Annotated in this window: 18 protein-coding genes; 9 read left to right on the forward strand and 9 right to left on the reverse strand. The window is 36.4% G+C overall.

Translation table 11 applies throughout. The features are described from left to right. Positions 1-66: 66 nt before the first annotated feature. The 4 genes from clpX to YWA_RS0113890 all read right to left on the reverse strand — a co-directional run bounded on the left by clpX (position 67) and on the right by YWA_RS0113890 (position 3,969). Positions 67-1,302: an ATP-dependent Clp protease ATP-binding subunit ClpX gene (gene clpX, locus YWA_RS0113875; RefSeq protein ID WP_022829123.1), complete on the reverse strand. Its 1,236-nt coding sequence runs from the start codon at positions 1,300-1,302 to the stop codon at positions 67-69. A 79-nt stretch (positions 1,303-1,381) separates the two neighbouring features. Further along, the gene (clpP, locus tag YWA_RS0113880) at positions 1,382-2,065 is read right to left on the reverse strand and encodes an ATP-dependent Clp endopeptidase proteolytic subunit ClpP (protein WP_022829124.1); all 684 of its coding nucleotides are present in this window, start codon (positions 2,063-2,065) and stop codon (positions 1,382-1,384) included. A gap of 120 nt (positions 2,066-2,185) precedes the next feature. Next, the gene (gene tig, locus YWA_RS0113885; protein ID WP_022829125.1) at positions 2,186-3,511 is read right to left on the reverse strand and encodes a trigger factor; all 1,326 of its coding nucleotides are present in this window, start codon (positions 3,509-3,511) and stop codon (positions 2,186-2,188) included. A gap of 113 nt (positions 3,512-3,624) precedes the next feature. Next, positions 3,625-3,969 (reverse strand): phage holin family protein, encoded by a 345-nt coding sequence (locus YWA_RS0113890; RefSeq protein ID WP_022829126.1) that lies wholly within the window; start codon positions 3,967-3,969, stop codon positions 3,625-3,627. A 98-nt stretch (positions 3,970-4,067) separates the two neighbouring features. On the opposite strand from YWA_RS0113890, the gene YWA_RS0113895 reads away from it, so the two are divergent. Continuing rightward, positions 4,068-5,402 (forward strand): T9SS type A sorting domain-containing protein, encoded by a 1,335-nt coding sequence (locus tag YWA_RS0113895; protein WP_022829127.1) that lies wholly within the window; start codon positions 4,068-4,070, stop codon positions 5,400-5,402. A 79-nt stretch (positions 5,403-5,481) separates the two neighbouring features. On the opposite strand, the gene YWA_RS0113900 is transcribed toward YWA_RS0113895, so the two are convergent. Both YWA_RS0113900 and YWA_RS0113905 read right to left on the reverse strand, forming a co-directional pair. Continuing rightward, on the reverse strand, positions 5,482-6,246 hold the full coding sequence (locus tag YWA_RS0113900; protein ID WP_022829128.1) for an alpha/beta fold hydrolase: 765 nt from the start codon (positions 6,244-6,246) through the stop codon (positions 5,482-5,484). A gap of 58 nt (positions 6,247-6,304) precedes the next feature. Beyond that, positions 6,305-7,018, reverse strand: coding sequence for a pyridoxine 5'-phosphate synthase (locus YWA_RS0113905; RefSeq protein WP_026718820.1), 714 nt, complete (start codon positions 7,016-7,018; stop codon positions 6,305-6,307). A 114-nt stretch (positions 7,019-7,132) separates the two neighbouring features. Between YWA_RS0113905 and YWA_RS0113910 the strand changes: the two genes are divergently transcribed. The 8 genes from YWA_RS0113910 (at position 7,133) to murI (ending at position 15,489) form a co-directional block, all read left to right on the forward strand. Beyond that, the gene (locus tag YWA_RS0113910) at positions 7,133-7,792 is read left to right on the forward strand and encodes a CBS domain-containing protein (protein WP_022829130.1); all 660 of its coding nucleotides are present in this window, start codon (positions 7,133-7,135) and stop codon (positions 7,790-7,792) included. Between the two features lie 49 nt (positions 7,793-7,841). Continuing rightward, positions 7,842-8,726: an NAD kinase gene (locus YWA_RS0113915; RefSeq protein WP_022829131.1), complete on the forward strand. Its 885-nt coding sequence runs from the start codon at positions 7,842-7,844 to the stop codon at positions 8,724-8,726. A 159-nt stretch (positions 8,727-8,885) separates the two neighbouring features. Beyond that, the gene (gene porG, locus YWA_RS0113920) at positions 8,886-9,566 is read left to right on the forward strand and encodes a type IX secretion system protein PorG (protein WP_022829132.1); all 681 of its coding nucleotides are present in this window, start codon (positions 8,886-8,888) and stop codon (positions 9,564-9,566) included. A gap of 4 nt (positions 9,567-9,570) precedes the next feature. Further along, entirely contained in the window at positions 9,571-10,311 is a 741-nt protein-coding gene (locus YWA_RS0113925) for an isoprenyl transferase (protein ID WP_026718821.1), read from the forward strand. After that, positions 10,244-13,012, forward strand: a complete 2,769-nt coding sequence (bamA, locus tag YWA_RS0113930; RefSeq protein ID WP_022829134.1) for an outer membrane protein assembly factor BamA — start codon at positions 10,244-10,246, stop codon at positions 13,010-13,012. Before YWA_RS0113925 ends, bamA begins: the two co-directional genes overlap by 68 nt. 41 nt (positions 13,013-13,053) lie before the next feature. Further along, entirely contained in the window at positions 13,054-14,088 is a 1,035-nt protein-coding gene (locus YWA_RS0113935; protein WP_022829135.1) for an OmpH family outer membrane protein, read from the forward strand. A gap of 54 nt (positions 14,089-14,142) precedes the next feature. Next, a complete protein-coding gene (locus YWA_RS0113940; RefSeq protein WP_022829136.1) occupies positions 14,143-14,640 on the forward strand; it encodes an OmpH family outer membrane protein in 498 nt (165 codons plus the stop codon). Between the two features lie 72 nt (positions 14,641-14,712). Then, entirely contained in the window at positions 14,713-15,489 is a 777-nt protein-coding gene (gene murI, locus YWA_RS0113945; protein ID WP_022829137.1) for a glutamate racemase, read from the forward strand. A 6-nt stretch (positions 15,490-15,495) separates the two neighbouring features. Here murI and YWA_RS0113950 read toward each other — a convergent pair whose 3' ends face one another. From YWA_RS0113950 to YWA_RS15915, 3 genes are all read right to left on the reverse strand, one after another. Next, positions 15,496-16,014, reverse strand: coding sequence for a gamma carbonic anhydrase family protein (locus YWA_RS0113950; protein WP_022829138.1), 519 nt, complete (start codon positions 16,012-16,014; stop codon positions 15,496-15,498). 63 nt (positions 16,015-16,077) lie between these two features. Then, a complete protein-coding gene (locus tag YWA_RS0113955) occupies positions 16,078-17,070 on the reverse strand; it encodes a PorP/SprF family type IX secretion system membrane protein (protein ID WP_022829139.1) in 993 nt (330 codons plus the stop codon). Between the two features lie 5 nt (positions 17,071-17,075). Then, the gene (locus YWA_RS15915; RefSeq protein WP_449528476.1) at positions 17,076-17,480 is read right to left on the reverse strand and encodes a T9SS type B sorting domain-containing protein; all 405 of its coding nucleotides are present in this window, start codon (positions 17,478-17,480) and stop codon (positions 17,076-17,078) included. Positions 17,481-17,965: the final 485 nt, after the last annotated feature.

Consider the following 17,965-nt stretch of genomic DNA (forward strand, 5'->3'; position numbering starts at 1 on the left):
CAAAAAAAAATCCCAACTCATTTTTTACAACAAGTTGAGATTCTATATTTAATAATGACAAAAAACTTAAGAAGCTATTTCCAACCTCTTCAATAAGTTCTTATTCAAAGTATGTTCTGCGTATTCTCTGTCGATTTTTAATTCTGTTTCGTCAGAACTTGGCAAGTCGTACATCGCATCGGTTAGAATTGCTTCACAAAGCGAACGCAATCCACGAGCCCCTAATTTGTATTCCAAAGCTTTATCTACAATAAAATCCAATGCTTCGTCAGTGATAGTAAAATCAACATCATCAATAGAAAACAATTTCTTATATTGTTTGATTAATGCATTTTTAGGCTCCGTTAAAATCGCTCTCAACGTCTCTCTATCCAGTGGGTCCATATGCGTCAAAACCGGTAAACGACCGATAATTTCTGGAATCAAACCGAAATCTTTAATGTCTTTTGGAATGATGTATTGTAATAAATTATCTTTATCGATGTTATCCACATTTTTAGAAGTACTGTAACCCACCGCTTGACGATTCAAACGTTTTGAGATAATTTTCTCAATTCCGTCAAAAGCACCACCTGCAATAAACAAGATGTTCTGCGTATTTACTTCTACAAATTTCTGGTCTGGATGTTTACGACCTCCCTTTGGCGGCACATTCACAACGGTTCCTTCCAATAATTTCAACAAAGCTTGCTGAACTCCTTCTCCAGAAACGTCACGAGTTATGGATGGATTGTCGCTTTTACGAGCAATTTTGTCAATTTCATCGATGAATACGATTCCTCTTTCGGCTTTCGCCAAATCATAGTCGGCTGCTTGAAGTAAACGTGTCAAAATACTTTCAACGTCTTCTCCAACATATCCCGCTTCTGTTAAAACCGTCGCATCTACAATCGCTAAAGGAACGTCTAACATTCGAGCAATAGTTTTTGCAACCAATGTTTTTCCAGTTCCCGTTTGTCCCACCATGATGATGTTACTCTTCTCGATTTCTACATCATCTTCGGTTTGCAATTGCATCAAACGCTTGTAGTGGTTGTAAACTGCCACAGACATAACCTTTTTGGTTTGGTCTTGACCGATTACATATTGATCTAGAAAAGCACGAATTTCCTTCGGTTTTTTCAAAATCAAATCGCCGACATTCTTTTTACTGCATTTGTTCGCTTTGAGTTCTTCCAAAACAATTCCGTGTGCTTGCTCGATGCATTTGTCGCAAATATGTGCGTCAATTCCTGCAATTAGCAAGTCGGTTTCTGGTTTCTTTCGACCACAAAATGAACATTCTAAAATTTGTTTTGCCATTATTTTTTTGTTTAAAGTTTAAAGTTTAAAGTTTCAGGTTACTCGAGCAACCTTAAACCTTAAACTTTAAACCTTGTAACTATTTCTTAATCTCTCTTCTCAACACTTCATCAATCATTCCGTATTCTTTCGCTTCATCGGCAATCATCCAATAATCGCGCTCGCTGTCTTTGTGTACTCTATCGAAAGATTGACCTGAATGGTCTGAAATGATTTTGTACAATTCATCTTTCAATTTCAACATTTCACGCAAGTTGATTTCCATATCTGTAGCAACTCCTTGAGCTCCTCCTGATGGTTGGTGAATCATCACTCTTGAATGTGGCAATGCCGAACGCTTTCCATGTGCACCTGCACAAAGCAAAACAGCACCCATTGAAGCAGCCATTCCTGTACAAATTGTTGCTACATCTGGTTTGATGTATTGCATTGTGTCGTAAATACCTAAACCTGCATAAACGCTTCCTCCTGGAGAGTTAATGTAAATTTGGATGTCTTTCGCAGCATCAGCACTTTCCAAGAAAAGCAATTGTGCTTGAACGATGTTTGCAATTTGGTCGTCAATTCCTGTTCCAAGGAAAATAATTCGATCCATCATCAAACGCGAAAACACGTCTAATTGTGAAATATTCAGCTGACGCTCTTCAATAATATAAGGCGTCATATTTGTTGGCGTCATTGCACCTACAATTTTATCGTAATACATTGCATTCACACCTTGGTGCTTTGTTGCAAATTTTTTAAATTCTTTACCGTAGTTCATATTTTTAGTTTAAAGTTTAAAGTTTAAGGTTGCTCGATTTTGCACGAAGTCCTTAAACAGAGAAAAACAAAAAGCGCCAAAATAAATTCTGACGCTCAAATATAATCATTTTCCTAGAAATTATTCGCCGTAAGATGCAGCAACAAATTCTTGGTAATTTACTTCTTTAACTGTTGATTTTACTTTTGATTTGTAAAGTGCCAACATTTTTTCGCTCATCACTTGATCAGAAAGACGTTTTACTTCTTCTTGGTTTCCAAGAACTCGTGCAACGATTCCGTCGATGTCAGCTGTAGACGGATCCATTTGTCCGAATTGTGCCATTTGCATTTTGATCATTTCAGCAGCGTATGCTTTTAATTCTTCAAAATTAATTTGCAAATTATTGCTTGACATCACTTTTCCTTCGATCAATTGGTAACGCAATCCATTTTCAGAACGAGCGTATTCTGCTTCTGCTTCTTCTAGTGTCAATTGTTTTTCACCTACCGTTTGAATCCATTTTTTCAAAAATTCAGCTGGTAAATCAAATTTTGTATTGTGCAACAAACCTTCCGTTACGTCATTCAAAAATTGTTGGTTAGCTTGACCTTCAAATTGCTTTTCAGCATCTTGTTTGATTTTCGCTTTCACTTCTTCAACAGAAGAAACATTTCCTTCTCCGAATAATTTATCAAACAATTCTTGATTTAATTCAGCTGGCTCGATTGCATTGATTTCTTCGATGGTAAAATCAACATCAATATCTAAACCGTGTACATCATCATGACTTACTTTTAAATATTCCATTAATTGGTGATCATCAGCAAATAAACCTTTTGTGTTTAAAGTAATAACATCACCTACTTTTTTGCCTAAGAATAAGTTTTCCGTTTTAGGATCTTTAAAAATATCAAAAGAAATAGTAGCTGGACTGTCGATGGCTTTGTCTTCGTTTCTGAACGTTCCTGTCACGTCATTCCCTTTTTCAAAAACTTCGTTTGGCGTCATTTTTCCGTATTGCTTTTGCATACGAGCTAATTGTTCATTCAACATATTGTCATCTGCGATGATTTTATATTGAGTGATTTCACCTAAACCTTCTAAATCGATGTCAAAAGTTGGCGCTAACGCAATTTCGAAATCAAATTCTAATTTTTCAGCTTCCCAATCTCTGTTTTCTACTACAACAGGAAGTGGATTCCCTAATAGGTCTAATTTTTCTTGTTGGAAATATTTATTTAAATCGGCTTGAATCGCTTTGTTTACTTCGTCCAAGAAAAGAGGCTGACGGTATTTTTGAACGATAACACTCATTGGAACCGTTCCTTTTCTAAAACCTGGAAGTTCAGTTTGTTTCTGATACTCCTTCATCATATTGTCTATTCTGTAGGTGTAATCAGATTTATAAATGGCTACAGTAATTACTGCATTTAAATCGTCGGTATTTTTTCTGGTAACATTCATTGTTTTACGTGCTAAAATTGGGTGGCAAAATTAAAACATTTTTCCAAGCCTAGCAAGTTTTTAGTTGTTGTATTACCAAACAATTAACAAGCGAAATTTTCCTGCAAAACCAACTATTTTCGCTCGCCTGAAAATGAAAACACAAGTGTTTGACCAATGGAAAGCAACACACTAAATAATAAGGCATACCAGAAGCTCGACACTGAAAAACCAGTTACCAACTCGTGACACAACATGATAATTACTGCATTTATCACTAGTAAAAACAAACCGAAAGTTAAAATGGTTACCGGCAAAGTGAATAAAATCAAGATAGGCTTTACAAATAAGTTTAATAAAGCGAGAACGATTGCCACAACAATTGATGTGGAGAAACTATCTACTGAAACGCCGCCGAGGAAATTTGCAAGTAGCGTAACTAAAATTGCAGTGACCAATATTCTAACAATTAAATACATAGGATGTTTATTTTACTATTATTTTATTTCGAATTGTAAATATCTAACAAATTTTTATTTAAATTTGAAAGCATATTTAACCTTTAACCTGCTAAATTATGAAAAAAATTCTACTCTTATCGATTTGCCTGACGGCACTCACTTCTTTTGGTCAAGATTTCTGGACTTCCAAAGCAACGACTTTTAGCGAACTCAGTCGTGGTTTGGACGACATTAGTATTGTTGACAATAACGTTATTTGGGCGAAAGCCTACGATGGAGCAAGTAATACGCCTGCAAATGTGAGGCAATTCACACGAAGTATTGACGGCGGAAACACTTGGAATTCTGGATACATCAATCTAGGAACCAATCAATCTTTTCTCAGCATTTCTTCAATCCATGCGTTTTCAGCAACTACCGCTTGGGTAACCGCTTATTCTACGAATCCCAATACGGTTCTTGGCGGAATATGGAAAACAACAGATTCTGGAGCAACTTGGGCAAAACAATCCACAGCATTATTCAACGATACCTCGGATTCGTTTACAAATATTGTTTATTTCTGGGATGCTACTAATGGATTTGCGCAAGGCGATCCTGCTGGTGGTTATTTCGAATTGTATACAACGACTAACGGTGGCACAAATTGGACGCGTGTTCCAAGTGCAAATATTCCTGCACCTTTGACAAATGAATATGGTTATGTTCACAATTACGATGTAAGTGGCAACATTATTTGGTTTGGAACAAATAAAGGAAGGATTTTCAAATCTATTGACAAGGGATTAAACTGGACCGTTTCTCAATCTCCAATAACAGATTTTGGAGGAAGCACTACTTCAGGATCCTATGCATTTAAAGATGCTATGAACGGCTTGCTTGTAAAATCAGGAACAACACCTTTGTTATATAAAACAATAAATGGCGGAACTACATGGACATCCGTCGCTTTTACTGGCGTTATGGGCGGAAATGACTTGGCTTACATTCCTGGAACCAATACCGCAATAACTGTTGGAAGTGCCAATAACATTTATTATACTTCTTACAGTAACGACAATGGACTAACTTGGACACAACTTACACCAGGCGTTCAAATAGGCACATTAAAATTCAAAGATTCGTTTTTAGGATTCGGAAGTGGATTTACAACCTCGCCGACAGCAGGTGGAATTTACAAATACACTGGAACACAACTTGGAATCAACTCATTTAACGCCGAAAGTAAATTAGCCGTTTGGCCAAATCCCGCACAAAACACAGTTCAATTTTCAGGTGTGGATGTCACTTCCGTTGTTATTTTTGATGTTTTAGGAAAACAAGTACTTTCACAAAATTTCACTTCAGGAAAAACGGCTGTTGATGTTTCTAATTTAAAAACCGGCATGTATGTAGTGCAAGCTTCTGATGCGAATGGAGCTGTTTCTACTGTGAAATTCATGAAGAAGTAATTTCACAACTTTAATTTCAACTTATAAAAAAAGGAGTTTTCAACTGGTGAAAACTCCTTTTTTATTTTAGATCAATTGTTTAAGCGTTTAAAAACTGCATTGTAAGGTCGTAAAAATCTTTTGGATTTTCGGCATGGAGCCAATGGCCTGCATTTGCAATACTTTCTATTGCTGCTTTTGGGAAATGCTTTTTAATTTCAGCCGCATCCGTTTCTAAGATATAACGTGAATTTGCTCCTTTTAAAAATAAGGTTGGTTTATTAAAAACAGCATCTGCATTTAAAGCATCACCAATTACGTCTTTGTTTGCAATAAATGCGTCCAAATTAAATCGGAATGCGAGTTGGCCCGGCTCTTTCCAATACAAACTTTTCATTAGAAATTGGCGTGTTCCAAAATCAGGAATATAAGGCGTTAGAATTTCTTCGACGTCACTCCTGCTTGGTTTTTTCGAAAAATCTACCGCTGACAATCCGGCTAGAATTTCATCGTGATGGGGTTTGTAATATTTCACACCTATATCTGCCACAATTAGTTTTTCAACCAAATCCGGAAATTGTGTTGCGGTAAACATCGCCACTTTTCCACCCATCGAATGACCTAATAAATAAATGGAGGTTAAGTTTTTTTCGCGGCAATATTCCACTACGTCGTTTACCATCAAATCATAATTGAATGCGGCAGATTGAATACTTCTTCCGTGGTTTCTCAAATCCAGCATGTGCACTTCAAAGCCACTTTCTGCAAATTGAGTTCCTAGTGTTTTCCAATTGTCCGACATACCTAGAAAACCATGCATAATTACGAACGGCTTTCCTGAACCTTCTATTTTTGAATACAACATACTGATTTATGATTTACGAATTGTGATTTAGGAATTGAGAGATCTCAATAGTACTCGGTTACTTTAATTTCGCTAAATACATATTCACTACGTTATCTAAACCAAGATAAAGTGCTTCTGAAATCAAAGCATGACCTATGGAAACTTCTAATAAATTAGGAATGTTTTCTTTGAAAAATTGAATGTTATCCAAACTCAAATCATGTCCCGCATTAATTCCTAAATTCAATGCATTTGCCAATTTGGCCGCTTCAACATAAGGAAGAATTCCATTTTTATTTCCCAGGCTGTAATCGTGCGCGAACGCTTCGGTATACAATTCAATTCGGTCTGCATCAATTAATTTCGCACCTTCAATCATTTTCAAAACGGGATCAACGAATACGGAAACGCGAATGTCGTTGCGTTGAAATTCTTGAATAATTTCCTTTAAATAATCGGCGTGTTTCACCGTATCCCAACCTGCATTTGACGTGATCGCATCCACAGCGTCAGGAACTAGAGTAACTTGCGTTGGTTTTACTTCCAACACCAAATCCATAAAACTACGTTCTGGATTTCCCTCAATATTAAATTCTGTAGTTACTATTTTTTTTAGATCTCGTGCATCTTGGTACCGAATGTGGCGTTCGTCTGGTCGGGGATGAATCGTGATTCCTTGTCCGCCAAACCGCTCAATATCTTTTGCAACTTGAAGTAAATCGGGTACATTTCCGCCTCGGGCATTTCGCAAAGTGGCAATTTTATTGATGTTTACACTTAATTTTGTCATTGGAATACTTTTTGAAGGATTAAACCTGTTTTTCAATTACAAAAATACAAAGTTAAACGAGGCTTATTGTTCTAAAATTTGATTATTTTGCAGACGCCAAATCCCACAGCACTTATGACTGAAATTAACGACTACATCAACAACGATTACAAGCCTTTAGCAATCGAAGATACGATTGCAAGTGTTCAGGATTTTTTTGCTGATGCCAATTTTACTCATTTCCCAGTAGTTGACGAGCGAATTTATCTAGGAAGCATTCAAGCGGAAGACGTAGAAGCGTATGAGGTTGAGAAAAAAATAAGTGATTACCGCTTCAACCTCGAAGGATTTTTTGTCCGGACGGACATGGTTTGGCTCGACGTTTTAGAGGTTTTTGCACAAAATCAAACCAATATACTTCCTGTTTTAAACCCAGAGAATATATATGTGGGCTATTATGAAATCCAAGACATCATCAGTTTCTTTAACGACACGCCTTTTTTAAAAGAGCATGGTGATATTATAGTGGTTGAAAAAGGGGTTTTAGATTATTCCATGTCAGAAGTAGTGCAAATTGTTGAAGGCAATGGTGCAAAACTTTTGGGGAGTTTTATCTCCACTTCCACTTCTCAGGATGTGCAAATTACTTTGAAAATAACTTCGGGCAGTGTCAATGAAATCAATCAAACCTTCCGTCGTTACGGCTATTCCATTATTTCTGAAAGTCAAGAAGACAGTTATTTATCCAATTTGAAAGAACGCTCTGATTATTTAGACAAATATTTGAATATTTAATCGCTGTTTACGCACTCAATTTCGTTCTTCTTTACAAAACACACCTACTATGAAAGTTGCTATTTACGGACAATATTATCAAAACAGCACTGAACCAATCATCCGCGACATCTTTGTGTTTTTTAATGCACAAAACATTGATCTTGTCATTGAAGCTAGTTTTTTGAAGATTTTGTACGAAAAAAAATTGGTCACCAAAGACTACAAAACATTTAGTTCTCACAAGGAATTGGACAAAACCTTTGACTTATTTTTAAGCATTGGAGGCGACGGAACCATTTTAAGATCAGCTACTTTGGTGCGGAACTCAGGCATTCCGATATTGGGAATAAATGCCGGTCGACTTGGATTTTTAGCTTCGGTTCAGAAAGAAGACATTGCCACTTTTTTACAAATGGTAGTTGATAAGAACTATAAAATTTCAAAGCGAACTTTACTAAAAGCAAGTGTTTTTCCAAAAAACAAAGATTTGATGGAAATTAATTTTGCCATGAACGAAATTTCGGTAAGTCGAAAAGACACCACTTCCATGATTACTATTGAAACTCATCTTGATGGCGAATTGTTGACTTCCTATTGGGCTGACGGATTAATTATTGCTACGCCAACAGGTTCTACCGGATACTCGTTGAGTTGTGGTGGACCAATTTTAACTCCGGAAGTAAAAAGTTTAGTCATCACACCGATTGCACCACACAATTTAAACGCACGACCGCTTGTAATTCCAGACCATACTGAAATCACACTTCGAGTGTCAGGCCGTGAGGAACACTATTTAGTTTCTATGGACTCGCGGATTACTTCTGTTGAAAATGATTCCGTAATCACCATCAAGAAAACGTCATTTCAAATCAATATGGTGGAAATTCCAAACGAGACTTTCTTTAAAACTTTGCGTACAAAATTACTTTGGGGCGAGGACAAGCGAAATTAATTGAGGAAAATGAGCGCTTCTAATACTTAATCACTTTTCTTTCCGTTTGATTATTATTTCAACACAACTATGAACCGTTTGAATATAATTGTCATTAATACTAAAATCTTACCCATTTAGTACGCAGAATTATTATATTTGCACGCTATTTTCAATTTTATGAATAGACTGATTTTATCATTTTTATTATTAATTGCGGTTTCTGCACCGGCACAAATCCATGAAATTGGCGTTTTTGCTGGAGGAAGTAATTTTGTTGGAGATGTAGGTGAAACCACTTATATCAAGCCTAACGAGTTTGCTTTTGGATTATTATATAAATGGAACCGCAGTCCACGTCATTCCTGGAGGGCTTCTGTAAGTATGGCAAAAATTACCGCAGATGACAGCGAGTCTGATATGTCCTCGCGAAAGCAAAGGGATTATGACTTTGAAAATACGGTAAAAGAAGTATCTTTAGGACTTGAATTCAATTTTTTTGAGTTTGATTTGCATCAATTGGAGCGGCAATTTACGCCTTATGTGTTTTTAGGCTTGACCTATACCCATTATAAAGGTCTATTTTACGAAGCACCAAATGTTACGAAATCGGATTCCGATCATGGAACACTTTCAATTCCTTTTGCTTTAGGAGTGAAAACAAATCTAACGAAACGTTTAATTGTTGGCTTTGAAGTTGCACCTCGATATACCTTTGCAGATGATATTGACGGTAGTTCTCCGACGAATAAAAATTTAGAGAATACCCGTTTTGGAAATATAAATAGTAATGATTGGTACGTTTTTTCAGGATTTACGCTGACGTACACCTTTGGAAGAAAACCTTGTTTTTGTGATTGATTTGATGGATTTAAAAAGCGAAATTAACGAAGAGAATTTACCCCAACACATTGCCATCATTATGGATGGAAATGGCCGTTGGGCAAAAAAGCAGGGAATGTTACGGGCTTTCGGCCATGAAAATGGTGCGAAATCAGTAAAAGTAACGGTTGAAACTTGTGCCCGAATAGGTGTTAAGAACTTGACGCTTTATGCTTTTTCTACTGAAAATTGGAACCGCCCAAAACTTGAAATTGACACTTTAATGAAGCTTTTGGTTTCGTCACTTAAACGCGAACTTAAAAGCCTCATAGAAAACAACATTAAACTTACTACTATTGGCAATACGGACAAATTGCCCAAGTCCATTCAAAAAGAACTTCTAGAAGTAATTACAAAGACGAAAGACAACACCCGAATGACGCTCACAGTGGCCTTGAGTTACGGGTCAAGGGAAGAGCTGATTTCTGCCGTTAAAAAAATTACAAGTAAAGTTAAAAATAATATAATTTCAATAGACGCTATTGATGAAGCAATTATAAATGAGCATCTTTACACGCAAAATTTACCTGACGTAGATTTATTAATACGAACAAGTGGCGAACATCGAATCAGTAACTTTCTGTTGTGGCAAATTGCCTATGCAGAATTGTATTTTACAGACGTTCTTTGGCCCGACTTTACAGAAGATCATTTATATGAAGCAATTATCAGCTATCAGAAGCGGGAACGAAGATTCGGAAAAACAAGTGAACAAATTAAATAATTTTTTAGTGTTATATAAAAGCATACCCCTATTCGTCTCGGTACTTTTTTTCGGAAGTATTTTTCAGGCAAAAGCACAAGACAGAATTCCGTTTGACCAAGGTAAAACGTATATTTTAGCTGATATCGATGTTACTGGAAAAGTGACTTTTAATAAACAAAACGTCATCCTTTATTCCGGATTGGAAAAAGGGCAAAGCATTACTGTTCCTGGAGAGCAAATTAGTAATGCAATTAAAAAATTAGGCGAAATCGAACTGTTCAGCGAAATTGATTTCTACATCAATAGAATTGAAGGAGATAGCATTTATTTAGAACTTAATCTAATTGAGTTGCCTAAACTTAACGAAGTTAAAATAACAGGTGTTAAGAAAAGCAAAAAAGAGGGATTGATTAAAGACAATGGATTGACTGTGGGAAAAATTGTCAACGAAAATTTAATCACAACTACAAAGAATTACATCCAAAATAAATATAGAAAAGACGGTTTTTACAACACGAAAGTCAATATTGTTACCACTTCAGATACTACTTCTGGAAATGAGGTGAAAATGTTGATCAACATTGACAAAGGTGAAAAGGTGAAAATTGCCTCAATTGATTTTGAAGGAAATGAGAAATTTTCAGACAAGAAATTGCGTAAAGCGATGTCTAATACGAAACAAAAGAACTTTTTCCGCGTCTTAAAAAGATCAAAATACATCAAGGATAAATACGAAGAAGATTTAAAAGCTGTACTTGACAAATATAAAGAAAAAGGATACCGTGATGCCCGAATTATCTCTGATACGGTTGTATACGACAAAGCTAAAAACGATCTTGCTATTAAAATTAATTTAGTAGAAGGTAGAAAATATTACTTTGGCGACATTAAATTTTTAGGAAACTCTGTATATGCAGATCAAGGATTGCGTAATTTAATTGGCATTAAAAAAGGTGATGTTTACAATGGTGTTTTATTAGAAAAAAGAATTGCTGATAAAAGCAAACCAGACGGAGAAGACATTACGAATTTATACCAAAACAGTGGTTATTTATTTTCACAAATCAATGCAGTAGAAGTTCGAACAGCGAATGACACGATTGATTTTGAAATCCGAATTTTAGAAGGTCCATTAGCGTATTTTAATAAAATTACGGTGGTTGGAAACGACAAAACAAATGATAAAGTAATCTACCGTGAATTAAGAACGAAACCAGGAGAAAAATACAGCCGTGAAGATGTAATCCGTACGGTTAGAGAAATTGGAGGATTGGGCTTTTTCGATCCAGAAGCAATTGACCCTAAATTTAAAAACGTAGATCCTTCTGCAGGAACGGTTGACATCGAATGGAATTTAGTTGAAAAAGGCTCGAGCCAAATTGAACTTCAAGGAGGTTATGGTGGCGGTGGATTCATCGGAACTTTAGGATTGTCGTTTAACAACTTCTCCGCTAGAAACATTTTCAACAAAGAAGCTTACCAACCTGTTCCAATGGGTGACGGTCAGAAAGTATCATTGCGTTTGCAAGGAAGTAGTTATTTCCAAACCTATAGTTTAAGTTTTGCTGAGCCTTGGTTTGGTGGAAAGAAACCTGTGAGTTTTAACACTTCGCTTTCTTACAGTAAGCAGTTCTCCAATAACTTTTCAACTAATAATGTAGATAGAAGTAGAAGTTTCAACATCATCTCCTTATCGGTCGGTTTGTCAAAAAGATTGACTGTGCCTGATAACGATTCGTATTTATCACAATCGTTGAGTTTTCAATTCTATGATTTGAACAACTACAACACTGGATTATTTACCTTTGGAGATGGATCTTCTCGCAACTTTGCTTATACAATAGGATTTACGCATACGAACAAAGGAATCAACCCTGTTTTCCCTACGCAAGGTTCGGAATTCAGTATTTCTGCGAAAGTAACACCACCTTATTCCCTATTTAATGGAGTTGATTATGGTGATTTGGAAAACCAACAAGAATATAAAAAGCGTTACGGAGCAAAAGACACTTATCCAGTAACTAACGAGCAATATACTCCACAAGTAGGTGATTATATTCAAATCAATTACAACGACAACGGTCAAGCGACTTATACGAAAGTAGACAACTATCAAGAGGCTTCTGCTGATGCAGGAAAAGTAGATCAGAAGAAATTCAACTGGTTGGAATACTATAAAATTAAGTTGAAAGCAGATTGGTATACTAAAGTTTATGGTAAATTAGTATTGCGAACTTTAGGAGAATTTGGTTACCTTGGTAATTACAATAGTGAAAGAGGCGATGTTCCTTTTGAGCGTTTCTTCTTAGGAGGAGATGGATTAGCGAATTTTGCATTAGACGGAAGAGAAGTAATTCAGTTGAGGGGATATCCTAATAATACGTTGACTCCGTATTCTACGAACATGGAAACGAAGGAACGTACACAAGATGGAGCAACAATTTACAACAAGTTCTCGTTAGAACTTCGTTACCCAATCACGTTAAAACCGCAAGCTTCTATTTATGTTTTGGCTTTCGCCGAAGCTGGAGCAGCATATAACGGTTTTAAAACCTATAATCCTTTTGAATTGCAGCGATCAGCAGGATTTGGATTACGTGTATTCATGCCAGCGTTTGGATTGTTAGGAATTGACTTCGGACATGGATTTGATCCACAGCCAGGTCAAACACAAAAGAACGGTTGGGAAACGCACTTTATCATTGGACAACAATTCTAGAAGTATCTTTGGCACGGTATTTTCTAATAAATTAATAAATTATGAAGAAGCACATTATTTTAGCGATTTTATTTGCATTCACATGTAGCCTTCAAGCCCAAGTGGTTCGTGGACTTCGGATCGGATACATCGATATGGAATACATTTTGCAAAATGTTCCTGACTATACAGAAGCCAAAAATCAATTAGAGCAAAAGGCACAAAAGTGGAAGCAAGAAATAAGCACTAAGAATAATGAGATTACCAAATTAAAGGAATCGTTAAAAACTGAACGGGTACTGTTGACCAAGGAATTAATTGAAGAACGTGAAGAAGAAATTGCGTATCAAGAAAAGGAACTGATGACATACCAAGAAAAACGTTTTGGCCCAAACGGTGATTTAATTATACAGAAATCTGTTTTGGTGAAGCCTATTCAAGACCAAGTTTTTACGGCAGTTCAAGATATCGCAGAACAACGAAAATATGATTTTGTTTTTGACAAATCGTCTGATTTAACGATGATTTTTGCTGCAAAGCAATTTGACATCAGCGACATGATCGTCAGAAGATTAACACGTTCTTCTAAAAGAGGTCAAGTAAGCAAAAGCGAATTGAAGGAACAGCAGATCAAAGAATACCAAGAAGACGTTCAGGATGCCAACTCTGATTTTGCAATTCGCAAAAAAATGTTGGACGAAAAAAAATCGGCTAGAGATAGTATCATTGAAGTTCGCAAGTTGGCACGCGAAAAAATCATGGAAGACAGGAAAGCTGCTGCTGATGCAAAAAGAGCGGATGCTGCTGCAAAAAGACAAGAAGCGATTGACAAACGCAATGGTGTGAAACCCGCTAATAAATCGGAACAGCCTGCAACACCTGCTACTGAAAACACTACTAAACCAGCAACGGAAGTAGCTCCGAAAGTAGAAACGGATAAAGAAATACAGCGGAAAGCGGCTATTGACGCTAAGAAAAAAGAAATGGATGATCGCCGAAAAGCATTGGCAGATAAAAAAGCCAAAACGCTGGAAGATCGTAAAAATGCAAATAAGCCGAAGGAGAAACCAACAACTCCAACGCCACCAGCCGAATAAGTAACAAACGAAAATAGAAACAAAAATTAATTAATTACTTTAATATTTATAATGATGAAACACTTAAAAACCTTACTACTTGCAGCAGTTTTATTTTTTGGAGCAAACCAAGTAAACGCTCAGTCAAAGATAGCTCACGTGAATGTGGAGGAGATTATGACTAAAATGCCTGCGGTACTTGATGCTCAAAAGCAAATTGAAAAAATCAGTAAAACGTATGAAACTGATTTTACAACAATGAGAAATGAGTTACAGTCTCGTTTACAAAAGTATTCTACAGAAGCAGAAACAGTTTCAGAAGCGATCAACAAAGACCGTCAGAAAGAAGTAGAAGACATGGAAAAAAGAATTCAAGAGTACGGACAAAATGCTCAAAAAGAATTGCAACAAAAACAAATGGATTTAATGAAACCGATCCAATTGAAAATCAAAACTTCTATTGAAAAAGTAGGTCGTGCAAAAGGATTCCAATATGTAGCAGATGCTGCTAGTTTTATTTATGCAGATGGAACAGATCTTACTGCTGATGTAAAGAAAGATTTGGGATTTTAATCACTGAATGATCTTATATAATCACTGCTCAAGTTTTCAAAAGCTTGAGCAGTTTTTTTTTATATTTGCTTTATGACAAACAATTACCCTATTGGACTTTTTGATTCAGGCATTGGCGGTACTTCAATCTGGAATGCCATTCATCATTTATTACCCAACGAAAGCACCATTTACCTCGCTGATAGTAAAAACGCCCCGTACGGACAAAAAACCAAAGCGGAAATCATCGCTTTGAGTTACAAGAATGTAGAAATTTTATTGGAACAAAAGTGCAAATTGATTGTTGTCGCTTGCAATACGGCAACAACAAATGCTATTAAAGAATTACGAGAAATATATAACGTCCCTTTTATAGGAATTGAACCTGCAATTAAGCCCGCTGCTTTAAATTCAAAAACACAGACGATTGGGATTCTTGCTACGAAAGGAACTTTAAACAGTGCTTTGTTCAATCAGACTTTAGACAAGTACCCTACCATTAAAATTGTAGAACAAGTTGGCCATGGTTTAGTACAGCTTATTGAAAATGGCGCGATCAACTCTCCAGAAATGAATCATTTGCTGCATACTTATTTACAACCGATGATTGACGCAAATATTGATTATTTGGTTTTGGGATGCAGTCATTATCCTTACTTGATTCCGCAAATTAGAGCTATTCTCCCACCATCGATTCAAATTATTGATTCCGGTGAAGCCGTAGCGCGACAAACGCAATTTGTTTTAGAGAGTAACGTTGGTTTTACAGATGCTAAAATTTCACAGCACACATTTATTACGAACAGTGACCCGAAAGTCTTAAAAGACGTTTTAAAAAACGAGTACGAAGTCGTAGAACGCGATTTTTAAATTCTTTTATTTTTCTTCTTTAAACCAACTTGAGTACATCACATAATTGGTGGCGATACGGTCAATTTCTCCGGCAAAATTCGATTCATTTATTTCCTTTACCTTCTTTGCTGGAACTCCAGCATAAATAGTCCCGGACTCAATCACCGTATTTTGCGTAACTACGGCTCCTGCTGCAACAATTGAATTGCTTTTTACAACACAGTTGTCCATTACAATCGCACCCATTCCAATCAACACATTGTCTTCAATTGTGCACCCGTGAACGATGGCATTATGTCCGATTGATACGTTATTTCCAATCTTTGTAGCGTGTTTTTGGTACGTACAATGAATGATTGCCCCATCTTGGATATTTACTTTGTTTCCAATCGTAATTTGATTTACGTCGCCTCTAATTACGGCGTTATACCATATACTACAGTTTGCGCCAAAACTCACCTCGCCGACGATTGTTGCGTTTTCAGCCACAAAACAATCTTCTGGAATTTGTGGTGCTTTTCCGTTTACTGATTTTATAATCATGATTTTCAAAATTAAAAAAGTCCCGACAAATAGCGGGACTTAATTGTATAAAACATCAATTTTTTAGTTGATCGCAGGACAGTTACAATCCCATTTCTCTTGTTTACAGAACAAGTTGATTCCCAAAGTAATTTGGTGAAAACCACCTTGATCAAATTTGATGTCTCCTAACAAATGAGAATACGTATAGGCAAAAACTAAATTTTTATAATTCAATCCCAACACTGGAGTTAGGTATTGCAAGCGTTGTGTTTGAACCCGACCTCCGTCAAGATATTGTGTAGCGTCAAAACTTCGTCTGTATGATAATCCACCCCACAGTTTTCCAAAATCAAAATCTTTGTACAACTTCACGTTTAAGTCGACCAATTTTTCTTTGGTTTCGTCGGTCAATTGAAAAAGAACGGAAGGCTCCCATTGCAATCTATCGCTGTTACCAAAAACATAACCAGCACTCAAGATGTATTTTCTTAAGTTATCTGACTCAATTTCAGTATAAATATCTCTTTTACTGGCCAACACATTTTTCACAGTAAAGTGTGTGAAAAATTCTAAGTAGTTGTACGAAGCTCCAATATCCACATTGAAATAAGCATCTTTTTGAACCAAACCGTTTACGATAGGATCATAAATACCATCATTCCAGTCGCTTTGATCCAATTGGCTTTGTACTAATCCTCCACTTATACCAAATGAAAGTTGGTTCAAATCCACATCTGATCTTGAGAACATAATGTGGTGGGCATACGTCAATTTAAACCCTTTTTGTGAATGGTATCCATTTTCGTCGTTGAACAAAATAATTCCAGCTCCGGACTGATCTCCCAATCTACCGTTGAAACTTGCCGTTTGCAATGCAGGCGCTTTATCATTCCCAAACCATTGTTGTCTTCCCGTTAATCGCACTTTCGCACAATTCGCTGCACCAGCCATTGATGGGTGAATTAGATATAAATTATCTGATAAATAATCTGAATAAATCGCTATTCCTTCTTGTGAAAATGAAATTTGTGATATAAACAATAGAAGTACTAAATATCTCTTTTTAAAATTCATTGGGGTTATCGTTTTAATGAAAAATGTGCTCTAAATTCTTTATTAATTCCTGCTTCTTGGTAATTGATGGTAAACCAATAATCCGCCGCTGGAAGGAGTTGACCGTTGTAGGTACCGTCCCATCCTGATCCTGAAGTACTCATCTCTTTGAGTAATTTTCCAAATCGGTCAAATATATAAATTTTTGAAATAGAAATCCCTCTAATTGAAGAAATATTCCATGTGTCCTTTATGCCGTCTCCATTTGGTGTAAAATATTTTGGATAGTCTACAATCAGTACTGATTTTGTCAATACGTCACAGGCTTGTGGATCACGAACCGTGATGAAGTGTGTTCCCATAGTTACGTTGTCAAATACATTGCTTTCTTGGAATGGTCCATTATCCAATTGGTATTCGTAATTACCCATTGGCGTGGCTGTAATGACTATTGTTGGATTTTCAGCAAAGTATCCACTTACCGCATAAGTAAAGTCCGTTGGTGGTGCAGATGAATCTACATTGGCGTAAGCTGTTTGTTGACATAGTGTAATGATATTGGTAATCGTTACACCATATTGACCCACTTCTACTGCATCGTAAAATGTTTTTGTCGCTCCTGCAATTGTTCCATTGGCATCAAACCATTCAAAGGTATATTCGCCTTCGTTTAATTGGGTGTNNAGNNGGTACGGTCTTGTTGTNGCTAAGGTGATTGGATCTATACAAATGTATCCGTCTTCTAAACTTACTTTTGGCAATGGATTAACCACTACCGTTGCAGATCCTGTTAAGGGTTGTGAACAAGCGTCAGGTCCTGTGTAGGTTACACTTACTAATTCGTAAACCGTTGTTTCGTTTAAGATGCCTGTTGGCAATATTGTTGGCACTCCTGCATTTAAAGTAATTGTCTCTG

This window comes from Flavobacterium antarcticum DSM 19726 (assembly GCF_000419685.1).
GTDB classification, from domain to species: Bacteria; Bacteroidota; Bacteroidia; order Flavobacteriales; family Flavobacteriaceae; genus Flavobacterium; species Flavobacterium antarcticum.